Here is a 26144-nt window from a genome sequence, read left to right as displayed (position 1 = left end):
GCAAGCCTGGAGCGCACGCATCGCTCCCCATAATGGTGGCGTACTGACTTTGCGTAGGACGCTTCCCGCCAGCCCGTATTCCCCGCGGACAACCGCCCCCCATCCCCTCGCTAATTTTTCCCCGCCCGGTTCGTTTTATAGGGACGACGTGCCTTTGTGCTTCCCGCCTATTGCCCCGGATTCCAAGAAATGAATGCTGAAGACTCCTTGAAACTTGCTCGCCGGTTTATCGGGCTGCCCCTGGAAAAGCGCCAACTGTTCCTGCAAGCCTTGCAGAAAGAAGGCGTGGATTTTTCAAGGTTTCCGATTCCGGCAGGGGTGGAGGTGGAGGACCGCCAGGCGCTGTCCTACGCGCAGCAGCGCATGTGGTTTCTATGGCAGTTGGACCCGGCCAGCGGCGCCTACAATTTGCCCGGCGCAGTGCGCTTGAGGGGGGCGCTGAGCCTGCCAGCGCTGGAGCAAGCGTTCGCCAGCCTGGTGGCGCGTCACGAAACCCTACGCACAGTGTTCCAGCGTCAGGCCGATGAGCGTTTGGTGCAGGTGGCGGTGGAACCCTCGGTAGCAGTCGAGCACCTGGACTTCACGGCCTTGTCCATCGACGCACGGGAGCAGGCCGTCAACGCCGCCGCCACCCGTCAATCGCTGTTGCCGTTCGACCTCGAGCACGGGCCACTGCTGCGCGTGCAACTGCTCAAGCTTGCCGAGCAGGAACACGTGCTGCTGCTGACCCTGCACCACATCGTCTCCGACGGTTGGTCGATGAATGTGCTGATCGACGAATTCATCCGTTGCTATGACGCCCATGAGCGCAACGAAGCGCCCCAACTGCCGGCGCTGCCCATCCAGTACAGCGACTACGCCCTGTGGCAGCGCCGCTGGCTGGAAGCGGGCGAGCAGGCCCGCCAGTTGGAGTACTGGCAGGCTCGCCTGGGCGATGAACATCCGGTTCTGGAGCTGCCCACCGACCACCCGCGCCCGGCCATGCCCAGCTACCAAGGCACACGGCACAACTTCGCGATTGAGCCGGCACTGGCCGCGCAACTGCGCAGCTGCGCGCAAAAACACAACGTCACCCTGTTCATGCTGCTGCTCGGTGCCTTCAATGTGCTGTTGCACCGCTATACCGGCCAGGGCGACATTCGCGTCGGTGTGCCGATTGCCAATCGCAATCGCACCGAAGTCGAGGGGCTGATCGGTTTCTTCGTCAACACCCAAGTGTTGCGCACCGAACTGACCGGGCAAACGCGGGTTGCCGAGTTGCTGCAAGGTATCAAGGAGCATGCCCTGGGCGCCCAGGCCCATCAGGAATTACCCTTCGAACGGCTGGTGGAAGCGCTGAAAATCGAGCGCAGCCTGAGCCACACGCCGCTGTTCCAGGTGATGTATAACCATCAGCCGGTAGTCGCCGACATCGCCTCGGTCAGCACCGCATCGGGGCTGGAATTGGCCCTGGTGGAATGGCAAGGCCGCACCACCCAGTTCGACCTGACCCTGGACACCTATGAAAAGTCCGGCACCCTGCATGCCGCGCTGACCTACGCCAATGACTTGTTCGATACGCCCACCATCGAGCGCATGGCCCGGCATTGGATCAGCCTGTTGCAAGCCATGGTGCTCGATGGCGAAAAGCGCATTGGCGAATTGCCCATGCTTGACGCGGCTGAACAGCAACGGCTGGTCCACACCTGGAACCAGACCGCCGAGGCGTACCCGACCGAGCGCGGGATTCATCACCTGATCGAAGACCAGGCACGGCGCAGTCCCGATGCACCGGCACTGGTGTTCGGTACCACCACCTTGACCTACGCCCAACTGGATGCGCGCGCCAACCAGTTGGCCCATGCCCTGGGCGAGCAGGGCGTAGGGCCCGACGTGCTGGTAGGTATCTGCATCGAGCGCTCCATCGAAATGGTGGTTGGCCTGCTGGCGATTCTCAAGGCCGGTGGCGCCTACGTGCCCCTCGACCCTGAGTACCCCCGGGAACGCCTGGCCTACATGATCGAAGACAGTGGCATTCAGTTGCTGCTCAGCCAGCAGAGCCTGCTGGCGTCGCTGCCCGTCGCCGGTATCCAGGTAATTGCCCTGGACCAGCCGGCGCTATGGCTCGACGGCTACAGCAGCGATTCACCGAACGTCGCCTTGGATGCCCTCAACCTGGCCTACGTGATCTACACCTCGGGCTCCACCGGCAAGCCCAAAGGCGCCGGCAATAGCCATCGCGCCTTGGTCAACCGCTTGAGCTGGATGCAACAGGCGTATGGCCTGGGCGCCAATGACGCGGTGTTGCAGAAAACCCCGTTCAGCTTTGACGTGTCGGTGTGGGAGTTCTTCTGGCCGCTGATGACCGGCGCCCGCCTGGTGGTCGCGGCGCCTGGCGAACACCGTGAACCGGCGCGCCTGATTGACACCATTGGCCGACACGCCATCACCACCTTGCACTTCGTGCCGTCGATGTTGCAGGCGTTTATCCATGAACCGGGCGTACAGGCGTGCGCAAGCCTCACGCGCATTGTGTGCAGCGGCGAAGCCTTGCCCCTGGACGCGCAACAGCAAGTGTTCGCCAAGTTGCCCGCTGCGGCGCTGTACAACCTCTATGGCCCGACCGAGGCGGCCATCGACGTCACGCACTGGACCTGCATTGACGAAGGCGCCGATGGCGTGCCCATCGGCCGCCCCATCGCCAATCTCGGCACCTACGTGCTGGACGCGCAACTCAACCCGGTGCCGGCCGGCGTCAGTGGCGAACTCTACCTGGGCGGCGTCGGCTTGGCGCGCAGTTACCATCGGCGCCCGGCGCTCACCGCCGAACGTTTTGTACCCAGCCCCTTTGTGACAGGCGAACGCCTGTATCGCACCGGTGACCGCGTGCGCCAACGTGCCGATGGGGTAATCGAATACCTCGGCCGTCTCGATCATCAGGTCAAGTTGCGCGGCTTGCGTATCGAGCTGGGCGAAATCGAAGCACGCCTGATGCAGCATCCACACGTGCGCGAAGCCGTGGTACTGGTACACGGCGGCAAGCAGTTGGTCGCCTATCTGGTGTGCGCAGGCGAGGCGCCAACGGACCTCAAGGAATGGTTGCTCAGCAGCTTGCCGGAATACATGGTGCCGACGCATTTCATTGCGCTGCCCAAGCTGCCGGTGACCGCCAACGGCAAGCTCGACCGCAAGGCGTTGCCAATGCCGGATGCGGCGCAGCAGCAGGCATTTGTCGCCCCCCAAGGCGACCTGCAAACAGCCCTGGCTGCCATCTGGAGCGACGTGCTGGGCGTTGAGCAGGTCGGCCAGGACGATAACTTCTTCGAGCTGGGCGGCGATTCGATCATCTCTATCCAGGTGGTCAGCCGCGCCCGTCAGGCCGGCATTCGCCTGAGCCCGCGTGACCTGTTCCAGTACCAGAGCATCCGCAGCCTGGCTCTGGTGGCGCGCTTTGAGCAGGTCAGCCTGATCGACCAGGGCCCGGTCAGTGGCGAGGTGATGCTGACGCCCGTCCAACACAGTTTTTTCGACCAGCCGATCCCGGCGCGGCATCACTGGAATCAATCCTTGTTGCTGGTGCCCGGCGAGGTGCTTGAGCCTGCCCGGTTGGAGGCCGCGCTGGCGCGGTTGATCCAGCATCACGACGCTTTGCGCCTGCGCTTTGTTCAGCAGGCTGGCGGCTGGCAGCAGAGCCATGCTGCCTATGTCAGCGAACCGCTGTTGTGGCAGTGCCAAGCCAGCACCGACGCTGAACTGGCGGCACTGTGTGATGAAGCCCAGCGCAGCCTTGACCTTGCCCAAGGTCCACTGCTGCGCGCCGCGTTGGTGAGCATGGCCGATGGCAGCCAGCGTGTGCTGTTGGTGATCCATCACTTGGTGGTGGATGGTGTGTCCTGGCGCATCCTGCTCGAAGACCTGCAACAGGCTTACCGAGAACAGGTGCTGCCGGCAAAAACCAGTGCCTACCAGCGCTGGGCGCAACAGTTGCACCGCCACGCGCAGACCGTCGAGGAGCAACTGCCGTACTGGCAAGCCCAGTCCATCGACGCCGAACTGCCGTGTGATCACCCCGAAGGCGGCGTGCAAAACCGCCTGGGTGCCAAGCTGGAAACACGCCTTGACGTCGAGCACACCCGTCGACTGCTGCAAGACGCGCCAGCGGCCTATCGCACCCAGGTCAACGACCTGCTGTTGACTGCCCTGGCGCGGGTGATCAGCCGTTGGAGCGAGCAATCTGCTGCGCTTATCCAATTGGAAGGTCACGGCCGTGAAGATCTGTTTGACGACATCGACCTGAGCCGCACTGTCGGCTGGTTCACCAGCCTGTACCCGGTGCGCCTGCACGCCGAAGGCGAGTTGCCCGAGGCGATCAAGGCGGTCAAGGAACAACTGCGCGCCGTGCCCGACAAAGGCCTGGGCTACGGGCTGCTGCGCTATCTGGGCGCGCCACACGCACAGGAAAGCCTTGCGAACCTTACCGCGCCGCGCATCACCTTCAACTACCTGGGCCAGTTCGACCGTCAGTTCAACGAGTCGGCACTGTTCGTGCCGGCCAGTCAGGGCAGTGGCCAGGCCCAGGATCCAGAGGCGCCGCTGGCCAACTGGCTGACGCTGGAAGGTCAGGTATATGGCGGCGAGCTGTCGTTGCAATGGGGGTTCAGCCGGGAAATGTTCGAGGCGGCAACTGTTCAAGGTTTGGCGGATGAGTACGCAGCCGAACTCAGGGCGCTGATCGAGCATTGTTGTGCCACGCCGGCAGGCCAGGTGAGCCCGTCGGATTTCCCGCTGGCACGCGTCACCCAGCAGCAACTGGATGCCTTGCCCGTGGCCGGGCCGGCCATCGCCGACCTTTATCCGCTGTCGCCGATGCAGCAAGGCATGCTGTTCCACACCCTGTTGGAACCCGAGGCCCAGGCCTACATCAACCAGTTACGCCTCGACATCGAGGGCCTTGATTTGCTCGCCTTCGGGCGTGCCTGGCAGGCTGCGCTGGATCGTCACGACATCCTGCGCAGCAGCTTCCATTGGCTGGGCCTGAACAGTGCTCATCAGCTGATCCAGCGCCAGGTCGACCTGCAACTGCAAGTGATCGAAGACCCCGACGCTGATTTCGACACCCTGGCCCAGGCCGAACGCGAACGCGGTTTTGCCCTGAATGCCGCGCCGCTGTTTCGCCTGACGCTGGTGCGCGGTGCTGGTGCGGCCTGGCACTTTATCTTCACCAGCCACCACATCCTCATGGACGGCTGGAGTAACGCGCAGTTGCTCGGTGAAGTCATCGCTCACTATGCGGGGCAGGCAGTGCCGGCGCCGCTCGGGCAGTTCCGCGATTACCTCGCCTGGCTGCAACAACAATCCTCGGGCGAAGCGTTCTGGAAAAACGCCCTGGCGGCATTGCCGGCGCCGACCCTGCTGGCGCAAGCGTTGCGCAAGCCGGTGGACGCGGTTGGCATGGCTGACCATCACGTGGCACTGGACAGCGACTTTACCCGCCGCCTGGGCGACTTTGCACGCGAGCAAAAAGTCACCCTCAATACCCTGTTGCAAGGCGCCTGGAGCCTACTGCTGCAGCGTTACACCGGCCAGGACTGCGTCGCCTTCGGTGCCACCGTGGCCGGGCGTTCCGCACCGCTGCCGGGGATCGAGCAGCAACTGGGCCTGTTCATCAACACCTTGCCGATCATCAGCGCAGCCTCGCCAGCCCAGTCGGCCGCGACGTGGCTCAGCGAACTGCAAGCGCTCAACCTCAGCCTGCGCGACCATGAACATGTGCCGCTCTACGACATCCAGGGCTGGGCCGGCCAGCAGGGCGCGCTGTTCGACACCTTGCTGGTGTTCGAGAACTTCCCGGTCGCCGAGGCGCTCAAGCAAGGCGCGCCGGCCGGCCTGACCTTCGGTCACCTGCACAACCATGAGCGCACGCACTATCCATTGACCCTGGGCATCGAACTGGGCGCCAGCCTGCGCCTGGAATTCAGTTATGACCGTGCCCAGTTCAGCGAGGCGCACGTGGCGCAGTTGGGCGCCAACCTGCAACACCTGCTGGCGCAATTGCTCGCAGACGCTCACATGCCGCTGGGCAACCTGCGCCTTCTCGACGCCCCTGCGCAACGGCAGATGCTCGCTCTGAGCCACTCAGCCGCAGCGCCCCAGGCCAACGAACGCGTGCATCAGCGTATCGCAGCCCAGGCCGAAGCGACGCCAGACGCCCTGGCTGTACAGTCCGGTGACGCCAGCTTGAGCTACGCCCAGTTGAACCATCGCGCCAACCGCCTGGCCCATCGCCTGTTGGCGCTTGGCGTCGGCCCCGGCCAACGGGTGGGCCTGGCTTCGCGGCGTGGCCCGCAGTTGATCGTCAGCCTGCTGGCAGTGCTCAAAAGCGGGGCGGCCTACGTACCGTTGGACCCTGAATACCCGGCGGAACGTTTGGCCTACATGCTCGCCGACAGCCGCCTGGACGTGCTGCTCAGCGAAACCGGCTTGCTCGCCGACTTGCCTTTGCCCCGCGGCCTGACCCGCATGGATTTCAGCGCCAGTGGCGACGAACTGACCGGCTACCCGACGACCAATCCGCCTAATCACGCGGCGGCGGCTGACCTGGCCTATGTGATCTACACCTCTGGCTCCACCGGCCAGCCCAAAGGCGTGGCCATCGACCATGCCGCCCTTGGCCAGTTCTGTGACAGCGCCACGCTGTACAGCCGACTGAGCGCCGAGGACCGCGTGTTGCAGTTTGCGACCTTCAGTTTCGATGGTTTTGTCGAACAGTGCTTCCCGCCCCTGTGTGCGGGCGCGGCGTTGATCATGCGTGGCGATGAACTCTGGGATGCCGGGCAACTGGCGCAAGAGATTGTCGAGCAGGGCGTGACCCTGGCCGATCTGCCCGCCGCCTACTGGTACCTGTTGGCGCAAGAGTGCGCCGAGCACCGTCGCTCCCTGGGCAAGCTGCGCCAGGTACATGTGGGGGGTGAAGCCATGTCAGTGGAGGGCGTGCGTGCGTGGTACGCCGCGGGCTTGGGCAATGTGCGCCTGGTCAACACCTACGGGCCGACCGAAGCCACGGTGGTCTCCAGCGTGCATGAGTGCCAATTGGCCGATGCCAACGACGCCTACGGCGTGCCAATCGGGCAGGCGATTGCCGGGCGCGGCCTGTATGTACTCGACAGCGGTTTCGAACTGTTGGCCACCGATGGCGTGGGCGAGCTGTGCATTGGTGCCGAGGTTGGCTTGGCGCAACGCTATTTCGACCGCCCGGCGCTGACCGCCGAGCGCTTCTTGCCGGACCCGTTTTCCGCCATGCCCGGTGCGCGGCTTTATCGCAGTGGCGACCTGGCCCGGTACAACCCGGCGGGTGCGCTGGAGTACGTCGGGCGTATCGACCATCAAGTGAAGATTCGTGGCCTGCGTATCGAAATGGGCGAAATCGAAGCCAGCCTGCAAGCCTTGCCAAATGTGCGAGAAGCCGCCGTGCTTGCGCAGCCGAGCGCGACCGGCGTGCAGTTGGTGGCGTACGTGGTGCCCGCCGAAGGCCAAGCGCTGGAGGCCCAGGCACTGGCGGCGCGCTTGCGCCAGACGTTGCCGGACTACATGGTGCCGGGCCATTGGGTGGTCCTCGATGCCTTGCCGTTGAACCACAACGGCAAGCTCGACCGCCGTGCGCTGCCCACACCCGAGCTGAACCAGGCCAGCGCCGCCTACGTGGCGCCGCAAAGTCCATTGCAAATCCAGTTGGCGGCGATCTGGCAAGCAGTGTTGCAGGTCGAGCAGGTTGGCCTGGAAGATCACTTCTTCGAACGCGGCGGCCATTCCTTGCTGGCCACCCAGGTGATTTCCCGGGTGCGCCACGATCTCAAGCTGGAAGTGCCGTTGCGGGCCCTGTTCGAACAGCCGACGCTGGCCGCTTTCGCAGCGGCGTGCGCAGGCGTGCAGGCCGATACCGCGCCCGTGATGCAGGCGGTTGGCCGTGAGCAGCCGCTGGCGTTGTCCTTTGCCCAGGAGCGGCAGTGGTTTCTCTGGCAATTGGATCCCACCAGCGCGGGCTATCATGTGCCCAGCGCCTTGCACCTGCGCGGTGAACTCCACATCGCGGCGCTGGAGCGCGCCGTCGAGGCCCTGGTGCAGCGCCATGAACCACTGCGCACCACCTTCGTGGAGTCGGGCGAGCACACCGTGCAAGTCATCCACCCAAGCCTGGCAGTGCCGGTTGAACAACAAGAGGTCGACGCCGGCGCTATCGAGCAGGCTGTCACCGAAGAGATCCAGCGCCCGTTCGACCTGCGCAACGGCCCGCTGATGCGCGTCAAGTTGCTGATCGTCGCGCCTGATCACCATGTGCTGGTCATCACCCAGCACCACATCATCTCTGACGGCTGGTCGATGCAAGTGATGATCGACGAGTGGGTGGCGCTGTACCAAGGCGACGCAGGGTTGCCGGCCTTGCCGATCCAGTACGCCGACTACGCCCAGTGGCAGCGCGACTGGATGGCGGCTGGGGAACAACAACGCCAGCTCGATTACTGGTGCGCTCGTCTGGGGCACGAACATTCGTTGCTGGACCTGCCGCTGGACTATCCACGCCCCGCAGTGCAGAGCCATCGTGGCGCGCGCCGCCAGATTCATCTGGAGCGTGCGCTGCTGACTGAACTCAAGACCCTGGCCCAGCGTCAGGACGTGACGCTGTTCATGCTGTTGCTGGCCTCGTTCCAGACCTTGCTGCACCGCTACAGCGGCCAGGCACAGGTGCGTGTCGGCGTACCGGTCGCCAACCGTAATCGCTTCGAAACCGAGCGACTGCTGGGCTTTTTCGTCAACACCCAGGTGCTGCAAGCTGACGTGCACGGGCAGATGCCGTTCGACCAGTTGCTGGCCCAGGTCAAGCAGCGTGCCCTGGAGGCGCAGGCCCATCAGGACCTGCCGTTCGAGCAGCTCGTGCAAGTGTTGCAGCCCGAGCGCAGCCTGAGCCATAACCCGCTGTTCCAGGTGATGTTCAACCATCAGGACAGCCTGCGTTCAGCCCCGGTGCAATTGCCCGGCCTGGATTTGCAGCCCGTGGATTGGGCCGGTCACAGCACGCAATTCGACCTGAACCTGGAAACCGAGGAATCGGTGGACGGTCTCTGGGCCTCGCTGACTTACGCCACGGATCTGTTTGACGCGGCGACCGTGGAGCGTTTGGCCGAGCATTGGCAAAACCTGCTGCGCGCGGTCCTGCAGGATGCCTCGGTGGCCTTGGACGACCTGGCGATGCTCAGCCCGTCGCAATGGCAGCACATGGTGCACGACTGGAACCGCAGCGACACCGACTACCCACGCGAACGCTGTGTACACCAGTTGTTTGAGGCCCAGGCCGCGGCGCAACCCGACGCCATCGCGCTGCATTTCAATGATGAGCGCCTGAGCTACGGCGAACTCAACCGTCGCGCCAATCGGCTCGCCCATCGTCTGATCGACATGGGCGTCGGCCCGGACGTGCTGGTTGCAGTACACGTGGAGCGTTCCCTGGACATGGTGGTTGGCTTGCTCGCGACCCTCAAGGCCGGTGGCGCCTATGTGCCGCTCGACCCGCAATTCCCGGCAGAGCGCCTGGCCTACATGCTTGAAGACAGCCGCGCCCGGGTATTGCTGACCCAACCGCACCTGCTGGGGCACCTGGCTCAGCCGCACGGCGTGCAGGTGCTGATGGTGGAGGAGGCCGGCACAGCGCAGCACAATCCCCAGGTTGCCGTGACACCGGAGCATCTGGCCTACGTGATCTACACCTCTGGCTCCACTGGCAAGCCCAAAGGGGTGATGGTTCGTCACAAGGCGCTGTGCAGCTTCACCAGCGGCATGGCCGGCACGTTGAGTATCGGCCAGGATGCGCGGCTGTTGTCGCTGACCACCTTCTCGTTCGACATCTTCGCCCTGGAGCTGTATGTGCCGCTGAGTGTCGGCGGTACCGTGGTGCTGAGCACCCAGGCAACGGCCCTCGACCCCGAGGCGATCCTCGATCTGGCCCAGCGTCAGGCGGCGAATGTGCTGCAAGCCACGCCTTCGACCTGGCGCATGTTGCTCGACAGCCCACGGGCTCATTCACTGCGTGGCATCGCCTGCCTGTGCGGTGGCGAAGCGCTGCCCGTCGATTTGGCCCAGCGCATGCTCGACCTGCAAGGCCCGCTGTGGAACCTCTATGGCCCGACGGAAACCACCATCTGGTCGGCGGCTCATCGTTTGCATCAGGCATTGCCGTTCGTTGGACGGCCCATCGCCAATACCGGCTTGTTCATCCTCAATGCCGGTCTCACGCCATGCCCCCAAGGTGTGTCCGGTGAGCTGCTGATCGGCGGTGTCGGCCTGGCGCGGGGTTACCACGGGCAGCCGGCGCTGACCGCTGAACGCTTCGTGCCCAACCCGTTTGGGGTTCCGGGCGAACGCCTGTACCGTACTGGTGACCTGGCACGCTATCGGGCCGACGGCTTGGTGGAATACATCGGCCGCGTCGACCATCAGGTCAAGGTCCGGGGTTTCCGTATCGAGCTGGGTGAAATTGAAGCCTGCTTGCGTGAGTTCGACGGCGTACGCGAAGCCGTGGTGCTGGCCGATAACGACCGGCTGATCGCTTACCTTGTCAGCGCCGCGCCGCAGGCGGCGCAGGTCTATAAAACCGCGCTGCGCGAGCGCTTGCCGGACTACATGGTGCCCGCGCAGTGGCTGTTCCTCGACAGCCTGCCGCTGACCCCCAACGGCAAGCTCGACCGCAAGGCATTGCCCAAACCGGATGCCAGCCTGTCGCTCAAGGGCCATGTAGCGCCCGTCACCCCGCGTGAGCAGCAGGTAGCGGCGATCTGGGCCGAGGTACTGGAATTGCCCCGGGTGGGCCTCGACGATCATTTCTTCGAGTTGGGCGGGCATTCATTGCTGGCCACGCGGGTGGTGTCACGGGTGCGTCAGGCCCTGGCGCTGGAAGTCCCACTCAAGGCCTTGTTCGAACAGCCGCTACTGGGTGATTTCGTGCGGGCCTTGGGCGAGGAGGGCGTCACCGCGCCGGCGTTGATCAAGGCCGACCGCACGCAGCCTCTGCCGCTGTCTTATGCCCAGGAGCGCCAGTGGTTCCTCTGGCAACTGGACCCGGCCGGCGCCGCGTATCACATCCCCAGCGCCTTGCGTTTGCAGGGGCCGTTGGACCTGACCGCGCTGCAAGAGAGCTTTGATAGCTTGCTGGCTCGCCATGAAAGCCTGCGCACGTATTTCCGTCAGGACGCCACCGGCGCGGTTCAAGTCATTGACGCCCAGGGCCGGGTCGATATCGAGCAGGTCGACAGCGACTATGCCGGCCTCAAGGCGCGGGTCGCGCAGGTGATCGCCCAGCCTTTCGACCTGCTGCGTGGGCCGCTGCTGCGGGTCACCTTGCTGCGCCTGGCCGAGGACGACCACGTGCTGGTGCTGGTGCAGCATCACATCGTTTCTGACGGCTGGTCGATGCAGTTGATGGTCGAGGAGTTGGTGCAGGCGTATGCCGCTAACAGCCAAGGCCAGGACGTGCAATTGCCGGCGCTGCCGGTCCAGTACGCCGATTATGCCGTGTGGCAGCGCGGTTGGATGGAGGCGGGGGAGCAGGCGCGTCAACTGGCCTACTGGCGCGAGCAGTTGAGCGGCGAGCAACCGGTGCTGGAGTTGCCGTTCGACCAGCCGCGCCCGGCACAGCCAAGCCATCGCGGCGCACGCTTGGGTATCGAGTTGCATCCGGAGTTGTTGGGCAGTTTGCGCGCACTGGCGCAGCACGCTGGCGTCACGCTGCCGATGCTGCTGCTGGCGTCTTACCAGGCGTTGCTGCATCGCTACAGCGGCCAGGAAGATGTGCGCGTGGGCGTGCCGATTGCCAACCGCAACCGCTTGGAAACCGAGGGGTTGATCGGCTTCTTCGTCAACACCCAAGTGCTCAAGGCCGATATCCACGGGCAAATGAGCACCGAGCAACTGCTGCACCAGGTGCGTCAGCGCTCCCTGGAGGCCCAGGCTCACCAGGACCTGCCGTTCGAACAGCTTGTGCAGGCATTGCAACCGGAGCGCAGCCTTAGCCTGAGCCCGTTGTTCCAAGTGTTGTTCAACCACCGTGTGAGCGTTGCCGACAGCCATCTGCATCGCCTGGCCGACCTGCACGTCGAAGTCCTGGATCTGGACGAAGGCGTGGCCCAGTTCGACCTGGCGCTGGATGTGGAAGAAAGCCAGACGGCCCTGCGTGCCTCTCTGAGTTATGCCACCGATCTGTTCGCTGTGGCGACCATCGAGCGCATGGCCGGGCATTGGCAGAACCTCTTGCGGGCAATGGTGATCGACCCACAGCAACCCATCAGCCAATTGAGCTTGCTGGGCGAGGATGAGCAACAGCAGATTCTTGAGCTGTGGAACCAGGCCGACACCGGTTTTTCAGCCGAGCGCCTGGTGCATGAATTGGTCGGCGATCGCGCCCGGCAAACCCCGGACGCAGTGGCGGTTAAATTCGACGCGCAAACCCTGACTTACGGCGAACTGGATCGCCAGGCCAACCGCCTGGCCCATGCCTTGATCGCCCGTGGCGTCGACCCGGAAGTGCGGGTGGCCATCGCCATGCCGCGCAGTGCCGAGATCATGGTGGCGTTCCTGGCGGTGATGAAAGCTGGTGGCGTGTATGTACCGCTGGATATCGAATACCCACGTGATCGCCTGCTGTACATGATGCAAGACAGCCGTGCGCAACTGCTGCTGACTCACAGCCGGGCGTTGCAGCAACTGCCAGTCCCCGAGGGCCTGGATACCCTCGCGATTGATCGCACCGAAGAGTGGGCCGGTTACAGCGATACGGCACCGGATGTGGCGCTGGACGGCGACAACCTTGCCTACGTGATCTACACCTCCGGCTCCACCGGTTTGCCCAAGGGCGTGGCGGTGTCACACGGCCCGCTGGTGGCGCATATCATCGCCACTGGCGAGCGCTATGAAACCTCCCCGGCCGATTGCGAACTGCACTTCATGTCCTTCGCCTTCGACGGTTCCCACGAAGGCTGGATGCACCCGCTGATCAATGGCGCCAGCGTGTTGATCCGTGATGACAGCCTGTGGCTGCCGGAATACACCTACGAGCAGATGCATCGCCACGACGTGACCATGGCGGTGTTCCCACCGGTGTACCTGCAACAGTTGGCCGAACATGCCGAGCGCGACGGCAACCCTCCTGCGGTGCGCGTCTACTGCTTTGGCGGTGATGCGGTGGCCCAGGCAAGCTATGACCTGGCCTGGCGCGCGCTGAAGCCTGAATACCTGTTCAACGGCTACGGCCCGACCGAAACCGTGGTCACGCCGCTGCTGTGGAAGGCACGCAAGGGCGACCCCTGCGGAGCTGTCTACGCGCCCATCGGCACCTTGTTGGGCAACCGAAGTGGCTACGTGTTGGATGCGCAACTGAACCTGCAGCCCATCGGCGTAGCCGGCGAGTTGTACCTGGGCGGCGAGGGCGTGGCCCGGGGTTATCTGGAGCGCCCGGCACTGACTGCCGAGCGTTTCGTGCCGGACCCGTTCGGCAAGCCCGGCAGTCGCGTGTATCGCAGTGGTGACCTGACCCGCGGGCGTCCGGATGGCGTGGTGGATTACCTGGGGCGTGTCGACCATCAGGTGAAGATCCGCGGTTTCCGTATCGAACTGGGGGAAATCGAAGCGCGCTTGCGTGAGCAAGCCAGTGTCGGTGAAACCGTGGTGGTCGCCCAGGAGGGGCCGACCGGCAAACAACTGGTGGCCTATGTGGTACCGGCCGACGCCAGCCTGGCCGACCAGGTTGAGTTCCGTGACGCCCTGCGTCGTGCCCTGAAAGCCGACCTGCCGGACTACATGGTGCCCAGCCACTTCGTATTCCTGGCGCAGATGCCGCTGACCCCCAACGGCAAGCTCGACCGCAAAGGCCTGCCGCTGCCGGATGCGAGCCAGATGCAGCAGCAGTACCTGGCCCCGCAAACCGAGCTTGAGCAGCAGATCGCCACGATCTGGGCCGACATCCTGCACCTGTCGCAAGTGGGCCTGAACGACAACTTCTTTGATGTCGGTGGTCACTCCTTGCTGGCTATCCAGATTACCTCGCGGGTGCAGGCCGAGCTCGGCCTGGACGTACCGTTGATGGAACTGTTCCAGACCGAATCGCTGCGCGCCTACGTGCAGGCCGCAGCCACTTTCCGCGCCGGCAGCGTGGAAGATTTTGATGACCTTCGTGACTTTTTGAGCGAACTAGAGGCGATTTGAACCATGCTTTCCAACCCTAATATCGACCTGGTGTCGCGCTTTCTTCGCTTGCCTCTGGAGCAGCGCCAGCAGTTTTACCAGCGCCTGCAAAGCCGGAGCATGAGTTTCGCTCAACTGCCGATTGCTCCCACCCGCCACGACAGCGACACACCGACGTTGTCTTACGCCCAGGAACGCCAGTGGTTCCTCTGGCAACTGGACAAGGACAGCACCGCCTACCACATCCCTGGCGCCCTGCGTTTGCACGGGCACTTGGACCTGGCAGCGTTACAACGCAGTTTCGACAGCCTGCTGGCCCGGCATGAAAGCTTGCGCACGCAATTGGTCGAGGACGATGAACGTCTGTGGCAGGCAGTGATGCCGCAGGCGCGGGTGCAGATCCAGCAGGCGCATGTCGACCAAGCGCAGTTGATGGCGCGGGTGGAAGAGGAGGTGGCGCGGCCGTTCGATTTGCACCAGGCGCCGTTGTTGCGTGTGACGCTGTTGCAACTGGCCGAGGATGAGCATGTGCTGGTGATGGTGCAGCACCACATCGTCTCCGATGGCTGGTCGATGCAGGTGATGGTGGAGGAACTGGTACAGCTCTACGCCGCCCATAGCCAGGGCCATGACCTGCAACTCCCGGAACTGCCGATCCAGTACGCCGACTACGCGCTGTGGCAACGCGGCTGGATGGAAGCCGGGGAACAGGCGCGCCAACTCGCGTATTGGCAGGCCCTGCTGGGCGGCGAGCAACCGGTGCTGGAATTGCCGCTTGACCGCCCGCGCCCGGCGCAGCAAAGCCATCGCGGTGCAAGCCTGCAGGTGCATCTGCAACCGACGTTGGTGGCGGGCCTCAAGCGCCTGGCGCAGCAAGAGGGCGTGACCGCGTTCATGCTACTGCTGGCGTCGTTCCAAGCCCTGTTGTATCGCTACAGCGGGCAGTCGGATATCCGCATTGGCGTGCCGAACGCCAACCGTAACCGCGTCGAAACCGAGCGGCTGATCGGCTTCTTCGTCAACACCCAGGTACTCAAGGCTGACCTTGACGGGCAGATGAGCTTTGCCGAGCTGCTGCAACAAACCAAACGCCGCGCCCTGGAGGCCCAGGCTCATCAGGACCTGCCGTTCGAGCAACTGGTGGTGGCATTGCAGCCTGAACGCAGCTTGAGCCATAACCCGTTGTTCCAGGTGATGTTCAACCACCAGACCGAGGCCCAGGGCGGCCGCGAAGGCCAACAGTTGCCGGGCCTGCGTGTGGTGGAACTGGACTGGGACAGCCAGACCACCCATTTTGACCTGAGCCTGGACACCCATGAATCCGCCGACGGGCTTTGGGCCGCGCTGACCTACGCCACCGACCTGTTCGATGCCGCCACCATCGAGCGCTTGGCGCAACATTGGCAGCACCTGCTGCAGGCGGTGGTGAGTGCACCCCGCAGCCGCCTCTGCGAACTGCCGATGGCGAGCGCCGCTGAGCAACACAGGATGCTCCAGGACTGGAACACCCCGGCTGGTGTCACCCCCTTTGAGGCTGTACACCGGCTGTTTGAAGCCCAGGCTGATCAGCAGCCGGAACGTCAGGCCCTGGCCCTGGATGAGCAGGCCCTCAGCTATGGAGAACTGAACCGTCAGGCCAACCGGCTGGCGCATTACCTGCTGGCCCAGGGCGTCGGCCCCCAAGGGCTGGTGGGGATCGCCGTGGAGCGCTCTTTTTCCATGGTGGTCAGCTTGCTCGCGGTGCTCAAGACAGGAGCGGCCTATGTGCCGCTGGATCCTGAGTACCCCCGCGAACGCCTGGCGCATATGCTTGAGGACAGTGATGTGGGCCTGGTGTTAACCCAATCCCACCTGCATGGGCGTCTGCCGTTGCCGGCCCGGGTGCTGGCGGTGGACATCGACCGGGTCCAGGCGCAGTTGGCGTTGTGTGCCGACAGTAATTTACCGGTTGATGTCGAGCCCCAGAGCCTGGCGTATGTGATCTACACCTCCGGCTCCACAGGCAAGCCCAAGGGGGTTGCCATCAGCCAGGCTGCACTGAGTGAGTTTGCTGGCATCGCGGCGGATTACTCGCAGCTGGTTGCCCAGGACCGAGTGCTGCAGTTTGCCACCTTGAACTTCGACGGTTTCGTCGAGCAGCTATATCCAGCCCTGACCCTCGGCGCCACCGTGGTACTGCGTGGCCCGCAGTTATGGGACGGTGCCGAGCTGTATCGGCAGATCATCGCCCAGGGCATTACCCTGGCCGACTTGCCCACGGCCTACTGGAAGCTGTTCCTGCAAGATTGCCTGGCAGCAGGCCCAAGAACCTATGGTGCCTTGCGCCAGATCCATATCGGTGGCGAAGCCATGCCGTTGGAAGGCCCGCTGTTGTGGCAGCGCGCCGGGCTCGGCCATGTGCGCTTGCTCAATACCTACGGGCCTACCGAGGCCACCGTGGTTTCCAGCGTGCTGGACTGCACTGACCCGAGCGCCGTCGGCGCCGGCGGTGCCAGCCCCATTGGCCGGGCGCTGCCAGGGCGTGGCCTGTATGTGCTGGACCGTGACCTGAACCTGCTACCGCTGGGCGCCGTGGGTGAACTCTATATCGCCAGCGCCAATGGCTTGGCCCGTGCGTATTTGCAACGGCCAGGCCTGACCGCCGAGCGCTTTGTCGCTGATCCGTTCAGCCCATCCGGCGAGCGCCTGTACCGCACCGGCGACCTGGCGCGTTATCGCGCCGATGGTGTGGTGGAATATGTCGGGCGGGTCGATCACCAGGTCAAGGTCCGTGGTTTCCGCATTGAACTGGGTGAAATCGAAACCGTGCTGCTGGCCCAGGACAGCGTGCGTGAAGCGCTGTTGCTGGCTGCCGACAACCAACTGCTGGCCTACCTGGTGCCTGCGCAGACGCTGTCTGAAACCGAGCGCGCCGAGGTTGGTGAACAGTTGATGGCCACCTTGCGCGACCATCTGCCGGACTACATGGTGCCGGCGCACCTGATCTTCCTCGACCGCATGCCGCTCAACCCCAACGGCAAGCTGGATCGCCAGGCCCTGCCCAAGCCAGATGCCAGCGTGGAACAACAGGATTGGCGAGCGCCGGTCACCCCGTTGCAACAACAGGTGGCGGCGATCTGGGCGGCTATTCTGGGGGCCGAACGGGTGGGCTTGAACCAGCACTTCTTCGAACTGGGAGGGCATTCCCTGTTGGCAATGCAGGTGGTGTCACGCATCCGCCAGACCCTGAGCCTGGAAGTGCCGCTCAAAGCCGTGTTCGAACACCCGCGGCTGGAGGCGTTTGTCGCGGCCTTGCAAACCCAGGAGAGCCCATTGCCAACGGCGCCGGCCCTACTGCCAGCCGGGCGTGTGCAGCCGTTGCCACTGTCTTACGCCCAGGAGCGACAATGGTTTCTCTGGCAACTGGAGCCCCACAGCGCGGCGTATCACATTCCCAGCGCGCTGCGCCTGAAAGGGCAATTGGACCTGGCTGCGTTGCAACGCAGTTTCGATAGCTTGCTGGCGCGTCATGAAAGCCTGCGCACCCATATCCGCCAGGATCACGACGGCGCGGTGCAAGTGATTGAGCCGCCAATGTCCTTGCCGATCACCCAGGCTGATGTCGATGACGCTCAGCTCAAAGCCAGGGTGCAAGCGCTGATCGCCCAGCCGTTCGACCTGCAACAAGGCCCGTTGCTGCGCGTCACGCTGTTGCGCCTGGCCGCCGACGAGCATGTGTTGGTGTTGGTGCAGCATCACATCGTCTCCGATGGTTGGTCGATGCAGTTGGTGGTCGAGGAACTGGTGCAGTTGTATGCCGGTTACAGCCAAGGCCAGGACGTGCAGTTGCCGGCGCTGCCGATCCAGTATGCCGACTACGCCGTATGGCAGCGCAGCTGGATGGACGCCGGTGAGAAGCAACGTCAACTGGCCTACTGGCGTGAACTGTTGGGCGGTGAGCAGAGCGTGCTGGAGTTGCCGTTCGATCATCAGCGCCCGGCTGTGCAGAGCCACCGCGGCGCGCGCCTGGCGTTCGAGCTGGCGCCCGAACTCACCCAGGGGCTCAAGGCTTTGGCCCAACAGCAGGGCGTGACCCTGTTCATGTTGTTGCTGGCATCGTTCCAGACCTTGTTGCACCGCTACAGCGGCCAGGAAGAAATACGTGTCGGCGTGCCGATTGCCAACCGCAATCGCAGCGAGACCGAGCGCTTGATTGGTTTCTTCGTCAACACCCAGGTGCTCAAGGCGGATGTGCATGGGCAGATGAGTGTCGAGCAGTTGCTGCAGCACGTTCGGCAACGCGCCCTGCAAGCCCAGGCCCACCAGGATTTGCCGTTCGAACAACTGGTGGAAGCCCTGCAACCTGAGCGTAGCCTGAGCCACAACCCGCTGTTCCAGGTCATGTTCAATCATCAGACTGACATCGGCCAGGCTCAGGTTCAGCACCAATTGCCAGGGCTGCGGGTAGAAGGGCTGGACTGGGACAGCAAGACCGCACATTTCGACCTGGACCTGGATATTCAGGAGTCCACCGAAGGTATATGGGCCACCTTGGGTTATGCCCAGGACCTGTTCGAAGCCAGCACCGTGCAACGCATGGCGCGTCACTGGCAGAACCTGCTGCAAGGTATGGTCGCCAACCCACGGCAGCAGCTCAGCCAGTTAAGCTTGCTGGACGCGACCGAACAACAACAGATCCTGCAACTGTGGAACCGCACGGAGTCTGGCTTTTCGGCCGAGCGCCTGATGCATCAACTGTTTGCCGATCGCGCCCGGGCAAACCCGACTGCGGTGGCGGTGAAGTTCGACGCGCAAACCCTGAGCTACGGCGAACTGGATCGCCAGGCCAACCGCCTGGCCCATGCCCTGATCGCTCGTGGCGTCGGCCCGGAAGTGCGGGTGGCCATCGCCATGCCGCGCAGTGCCGAAATCATGGTGGCGTTCCTGGCGGTGATGAAAGCCGGCGGTGTGTATGTGCCGCTGGATATCGAATACCCGCGTGATCGCCTGCTGTACATGATGCAAGACAGCCGTTCGAAATTGCTGTTGACCCATTCGGCCGTGCAACACCGGTTGCCGATCCCGGACGGCCTCGACGCCTTGGCGGTGGATCAGGTGCAAGCCTGGTCGGATTACAGCGATACGGCCCCGACTGTGGCGCTGGACGGCGACAACCTCGCCTACGTGATCTACACCTCCGGCTCCACCGGTTTGCCCAAGGGCGTGGCGGTGTCACACGGCCCGCTGGTGGCGCATATCATCGCTACCGGCGAGCGCTATGAAACCTCGCCGGCCGATTGCGAGCTGCACTTCATGTCGTTCGCTTTCGACGGCTCCCACGAAGGCTGGATGCACCCGCTGATCAACGGCGCCAGCGTGTTGATCCGTGATGACAGCCTGTGGCTGCCGGAATACACCTACGAGCAGATGCATCGCCATAACGTGACCATGGCGGTGTTCCCACCGGTGTACCTGCAACAGTTGGCCGAACATGCCGAGCGCGACGGCAACCCTCCTGCGGTGCGGGTGTACTGCTTTGGCGGTGATGCGGTGGCCCAGGCCAGCTATGACCTGGCGTGGCGCGCGCTGAAGCCTGAATACCTGTTCAACGGCTACGGCCCGACGGAAACCGTGGTCACACCGCTGTTGTGGAAGGCCCGTAAAGGTGATCCCTGCGGCGCTGTCTACGCACCCATCGGTACCTTGCTGGGCAACCGCAGCGGTTATGTCTTGGATGCGCAACTGAACCTGCAACCTATCGGCGTGGCCGGCGAGTTGTACCTGGGCGGCGAGGGCGTGGCCCGGGGTTATCTGGAGCGTCCGGCGTTAACCGCCGAACGCTTCGTGCCGGACCCGTTCGGCAAGCCCGGCAGTCGCGTGTATCGCAGCGGCGACCTGACCCGCGGGCGTCCGGATGGCGTAGTGGATTACCTGGGCCGTGTCGACCATCAGGTGAAGATCCGCGGTTTTCGTATCGAACTGGGGGAAATCGAAGCGCGCTTGCGTGAGCAAGCCAGTGTCGGTGAAACCGTGGTGGTGGCCCAGGAGGGGCCGACCGGCAAACAACTGGTGGCCTATGTCGTACCACTGGACCCGACGCTCCTGGGTGATGTTGTCGCTCAATCAAACGGTCGCGAAACCTTGCGGCGCGCCTTGAAAACCCGCTTGCCGGACTACATGGTGCCGACGCACTTGATGTTCCTTGAGCGTATGCCACTGACCCCTAACGGCAAGCTCGACCGCAAGGGGTTGCCGCTGCCGGATGTGAGCCAGATGCAGCAGGTGTATGTGGCGCCCGAGAGCGAGTTGGAGCAGAAGATCGCCGCGATCTGGTCCGATGTGCTACGCCTGCCACAGGTGGGCCTGCATGATAATTTTTTCGAACTGGGCGGCGATTCGATCATTTCGATTCAACTGGTCAGCCGCGCCCGCCAGGCCGGTGTGCGTTTCACGCCCAAAGAGTTGTTCCAGCATCAGACCGTGCAGAGCCTGGCGACGGTCGCGAGGGAAGGCGACGGTGTGGTGCAGATGGATCAGTCGCCGCTGACTGGCGATTTGCTGCTGTTGCCAGTGCAACACAGTTTTTTTGCCGATGAGATTCCCCAGCGTCATCACTGGAACCAATCTGCGGTGCTGCAACCGCACCAGCCGTTGCAGGTACCGCTGTTGTTGGCCGCACTGCAGGCATTGATCGTGCATCACGATGCCTTGCGCAGCACCTTTGTCGAGGGCGCACAGGGCTGGAGCGCGGCCTACCGTGGTCCGGATCAGCACCAGGCTGAACAAGTGCTATGGCAAACCACATTGAACAGCGTCGAAGAACTTGAAGCCTTGGGCGAAGAGGCCCAGCGCAGCCTCGACCTGGGCGCGGGCCCGTTATTGCGTGCGGTGTTGGCGCAGTTGGCCGACGGTTCACAGCGCTTGTTGCTGGTGATCCATCACTTGGTGGTGGACGGCGTGTCGTGGCGCATCCTGCTTGAAGACTTGCAAAGTACGTATCAGCAACTGGCCCAAGGCGCCCCTGTGACGCTGCCAGCCAAGACCAGCGCCACCCGCGTCTGGGCTGCTCGCCTGCAGACCTACGCCCACAGTCCGGCGTTACAACACGAGCTGGCTTGGTGGCAGACGCAATTGCAGGGCAGTCCGGTCGGTTTGCCGGGCGCCGATCCACAGGCGAGCCTGAGCAACCAACTGGCCCTGAGTGTGAGCACACATCTGGATGCCACCTATACTCGGCGCTTGCTGCACGACGCGCCGAGTGCCTATCGCACCCAGATCAATGACCTGCTGTTGACTGCCCTGGCGCGAGTTATTACGCGCTGGAGCGGCGAGGCTTCGACGTTGATCCGGCTTGAAGGTCATGGCCGCGAAGATCTGTTCGATGACATCGACCTGACTCGCACTGTCGGTTGGTTCACCAGCCTTTACCCTGTGCAACTGGTACCGGCCGATTCCCTGGCTGCTTCCCTCAAACGCATCAAGGAGCAGCTGCGAGCCGTGCCCGACAAGGGCCTGGGGTTCGGTGCCCTGCGTTACCTGGGTAATGCCGCAACGCAACAGGCGTTGGCGGCCTTGCCGCAGCCACGTATCACCTTCAACTATCTGGGGCAGTTCGATGCCAGCTTCGACAGTGGCGAACAGCCAGGACTGTTCACGCCGACCGCTGATGCCAGCGGTGCCGAGCAAAGCCCGCAGGCACCTTTGGGCAACTGGCTGGAAATCAACGGTCAGGTCTATGGTGGCGAGCTGAAGTTGAACTGGAGTTTCAGCCAGGCGATGTTCGGTGAAGCAACCGTCAAATGCTTGGCCGACGACTATGCCTTGGAACTCAAGGCTCTGATTGATCATTGTTGTGAGTCGGCGCATCAGGGCGTGACGCCGTCGGACTTCCCGTTGGCGCGGTTGTCCCAGGACCAGTTGGATGGCTTGGCACTGAACGTGGCTGAGGTCGAAGACCTGTACCCATTGTCACCCATGCAGCAAGGCATGCTGTTCCAATCGCTGTACGGCGAAGGTTCGGGTGACTACATCAACCAGATGCGCATTGATGTGCAGGGCCTGGATGTGGCGCGCTTCCACCAGGCCTGGCAGGTGGCGGTGCAACGCCACGAGATCCTGCGTAGCGGTTTTGTCTGGCAGGCGGAGCTTGAACAGCCTTTGCAGGTGGTCTACAAGCAGGTGCGCCTGCCGTTTATGGCGTTGGATTGGCAGACCCGTAAGGACTGCAACCAGGCCCTGGATGAGCTGGCCGAGTCGGCACGCACCCAGGGTTTTGTCCTGGAGCAGGCACCGCTGTTGAGCTTGACGCTAGTACGCACGGGGGCGACGAGCTACCACCTGATCTACACCAATCACCATATTTTGATGGATGGCTGGAGTGGTTCGCAGCTGTTCGGCGAGGTGTTGCAACAGTATGCCGGTGAGCCGCTGCCAGCGCCCACCGGGCGGTATCGCGACTACATCGGCTGGCTGCAGGCACAGGACAAAGCCGTCAGCCAGGCGTTCTGGCAGGCGCAACTGGTCAACTTGCAGGCGCCCACGCGCCTGGCCGGTGCCGTAGAGACTGAGGTGGATGCGGCCCAGGCGGTCAATGGCGAGCATCGCTTGAGCCTGGATGCTGCGCAAACCGAACACCTCAAAGCCTTCGCCCAACGTCACAAGGTGACCCTCAATACCCTGGTGCAAGGCGCCTGGTTGTTGCTGTTGCATCACCACACCGGGCAAGCCACCGTAGCATTCGGCGCCACGGTAGCAGGGCGTCCGGCGGAACTGCGTGGGATTGAACAGCAGGTCGGCTTGTTCATTAACACGCTGCCGGTGGTGGCGACGCCGGATGCGCAAATGTCGGTCAGCCATTGGCTGGAGCAACTTCAGCAACAGAACGTTGGCTTGCGTGAGCATGAACACACGCCGCTGTTCGAGATCCAGCGTTGGGCCGGGCTGGGTGGAGAGGCGCTGTTCGACAGTATCCTGGTGTTCGAGAACTACCCGGTGTCTGAGGCGCTGGAGCAGGGGGCACCGTCGGGGCTGCGTTTTGGCGCAGTGCACAGCCTGGAACAGACCCACTATCCATTGACCGTGTTGTTGGCTATAGGCCAGACACTGGGCTTGGAGTTCAACTACTCCCGCCAGGCTTTCAGCGGCGCGCATATCCAGCGCTTGGCCGAGCACTTCCAGCAGTTGCTGCTGGCCCTGGCCAGTGACGGCAGTCAACGCCTTGGCGCGTTGCCCTCAGTGGCGCAGGCCGAGCGGCAGTGGGTATTGCATGATTGGAATGCGACTGCGGTGGATTACCCGCTGGATCAAGCGGTCCACACGCTGATCGAGGCTCAGGTGCTGCGTACACCGGATGCACCTGCCTTGATTTTCGCGGGGCAAGCCTTGAGTTACAGCGCGTTGAACGCCCGGGCCAATCGCCTGGCGCATCGCTTGATGGCGGCCGGGGTTGGCCCGGATGTGCTGGTGGGGCTGGCGGCAGAGCGCTCGGTGGAGATGGTGGTTGGCCTGTTGGCGGTGCTCAAGGCCGGTGGCGCTTATGTGCCGCTGGACCCCGAGTATCCTCGTGATCGCCTGGCCTACATGCTGCAGGACAGTGGTGTGCAACTGCTGTTGACCCAGGCTCATCTACTGGCGCAACTGCCGGTTCCCGCCGGTGTACAAACCCTGGTGCTGGAATGTGGCGATACCTGGCTGGAAACCTTCAGCAGCCACAACCCGAATATCCCGGTGCACGGCGAAAGCCTTGCCTATGTGATCTACACCTCCGGCTCCACCGGTCAGCCCAAGGGCGCTGGCAACCGCCATATCGCGCTGACCAACCGCCTGTGCTGGATGCAACAGGCATATGGGCTCACGCCGCACGACAGCGTGTTGCAGAAAACTCCGTTCAGCTTTGACGTGTCGGTGTGGGAGTTTTTCTGGCCGCTGATGACCGGCGCGCGTCTGGTAGTGGCGGCACCGGGCGATCATCGTGATCCAGCCAGGCTGGTACGGCTGATCAACGAGCAACAGGTCACCACCTTGCATTTCGTGCCTTCCATGTTGCAAGCGTTCTTGCAAGACGCGGCGGTTACTTCATGCCAGAGCCTGCAACACATCGTTTGCAGTGGGGAGGCGTTGCCTGCGGATGCCCAGCAACAGGTGTTCGTCAAATTGCCCCACGCCGGCTTGTACAACCTGTACGGCCCTACCGAAGCCGCTATCGACGTAACCCATTGGACCTGTGTCGAGGAAGGTCGCGACGCCATACCCATTGGCCGACCCATTGCCAACCTGGGCTGCTACGTGCTGGACGACAACCTGGAACCTGCACCAGTGGGTGTGCTGGGCGAACTGTATTTGAGCGGTATTGGCTTGGCGCGGGGTTATCACCGCCGTGCTGCACTTACCGCCGAGCGGTTTGTGACCGACCCGTTCGGCAGCGGCACGCGTGTGTATCGCACCGGTGACCTGGCGCGTTATCGCGACGATGGCGTGATTGAATATGCCGGGCGCATCGATCACCAGGTCAAACTGCGCGGCCTGCGCATAGAGTTGGGCGAAATCGAAGCGCGCCTGCTGGAGCTCGACAATGTCCGCGAAGCCGCGGTGCTGGCGGTGGACGGTACCCACCTAGTGGGTTACCTGGTGCTGCAACAGCCCCTTGAAGAGTGGAAGGCAGGGGTGGTTGCACACCTGGCCGAGCAGTTGCCCGACTACATGGTCCCGGCGCAGTGGGTGGTACTGGCGCAGATGCCGTTGAGCCCGAACGGCAAGCTGGACCGTAAGGCGTTGCCCAAGCCAGAGGCTCACGGTGCCGCGCAATACCAGGCGCCCGTTAGCGAGATCGAGCAGCAAATCGCAGCGGTCTGGAGCGAGGTGCTGGAGGTGGAGCGCGTAGGGCTCAACGACAACTTCTTCGAGCTCGGTGGCCATTCATTGCGAGTGTTGATGCTCAAGGAGCGAATTCGCAAGGTCAGCGGCGTGAACCTGTCTGTCAGCCAACTGATGCTTAACCCTACTGTGGCGGGACAGGTCAAATGCCTGCAGGGCGATAGCCGGTCTTCGTTGATCGTCAAGCTCAACCAGCAGACGCAAGGCACGCCGTTGTTCCTGTTCCACCCAAGCTTCGGCTCGGTGCATTGCTACACCGCGATTGCCCTGGCCTTGCGCGAGCAGCGCCCGGTGTTCGGGGTCATGTGTCGTGCCTTGGCCGAAGAGGGCGCCACGGTGCCGCAATGGCAGGTAATGGTCGAAGACTACACCGCGCAATTGTTGGTGGCCCAACCCGAAGGCGCGTTCCGCGTGGGTGGCTGGTCATTGGGCGGCAACCTGGCGATGGAGGTCGCCTACGGCCTGGAGCAAGCCGGCCGAGAAGTGGAGTTTGTCGGCTGGATCGACGCTGCGCCGCCGCAATGGGTCAAACCCTATTGGGACGCAGTGGTGGTCGAGAACGCTCGCGAGATCTCAGCCAATGAGCGCCGCGCAGCTTTGCTGGGGGTTATGTTTCCTGAGTTCGCCGAGTCCATCCAACACGCCTGGCAGCAATGCCAACGGGATAGCGAGGATGAAACGGGACAATGGCGGGAATTTGTGAATTGGGCTGAACAGTCTTTGGGCGAAGCCTTCACGGTGATCAAGGATGAATTACTGCGTGGCAATGAGGCGCAGATTTCCTGGGACGTTGACCGGGCACTCAGTGAGCGTTTGCTGCAAGCTGACTTCAAGCCGATCAAGGCGCCCGTCACTTGTTGGTGGGCGTCCATGAGCCGGGCAGGGCGCTTCAAGGACCTGATCGAGCAGCAAATGGCAACGGTGATCAGCCAAGGGCGCATCGAGCGCTCAGTGATGATTGAGACCGATCATGATGGCATTATCGACAGCGCGGTGTTTATCAGCAGTTTGGTAGAGGCGTTGAGGTAAGCCGCCGCTCAATCACAAAAACCCGGATCCAGTGTCCGGGTTTTTTTATGCTCCAATCCCTC

Annotated in this window: 2 protein-coding genes; both read left to right on the top strand. The window is 63.2% G+C overall.

What is annotated here, in order from left to right; all coding sequences use genetic code 11:
* The first annotated feature begins 189 nt into the window (after positions 1–189).
* Entirely contained in the window at positions 190–14223 is a 14034-nt protein-coding gene (locus HBO10_RS17620; protein WP_169922042.1) for a non-ribosomal peptide synthase/polyketide synthase, read from the top strand.
* Positions 14224–14226: 3 nt separating this feature from the next.
* Positions 14227–26082 carry a non-ribosomal peptide synthetase gene (locus HBO10_RS17615; protein ID WP_106117998.1) on the top strand — a complete coding sequence of 3952 codons (11856 nt, stop codon included), beginning with the start codon at positions 14227–14229 and terminating at the stop codon, positions 26080–26082.
* Positions 26083–26144: the final 62 nt, after the last annotated feature.

The sequence above is a fragment of the Pseudomonas sp. WS 5503 genome (assembly GCF_012985385.1).
Classification (GTDB): domain Bacteria; phylum Pseudomonadota; class Gammaproteobacteria; order Pseudomonadales; family Pseudomonadaceae; genus Aquipseudomonas; species Aquipseudomonas paracarnis.
The sequence above is the reverse complement of the archived record's forward strand: the minus strand, read 5'-3'. Positions and strand labels throughout refer to the sequence as shown.

Bases quoted from the DNA above. Each gene is read 5' to 3' on its own strand.
- HBO10_RS17620 (WP_169922042.1), top strand. From the start codon at position 190: ATGAATGCTGAAGACTCCTTGAAACTTGCTCGCCGGTTTATCGGGCTG.
- HBO10_RS17615 (WP_106117998.1), top strand. From the start codon at position 14,227: ATGCTTTCCAACCCTAATATCGACCTGGTGTCGCGCTTTCTTCGCTTG.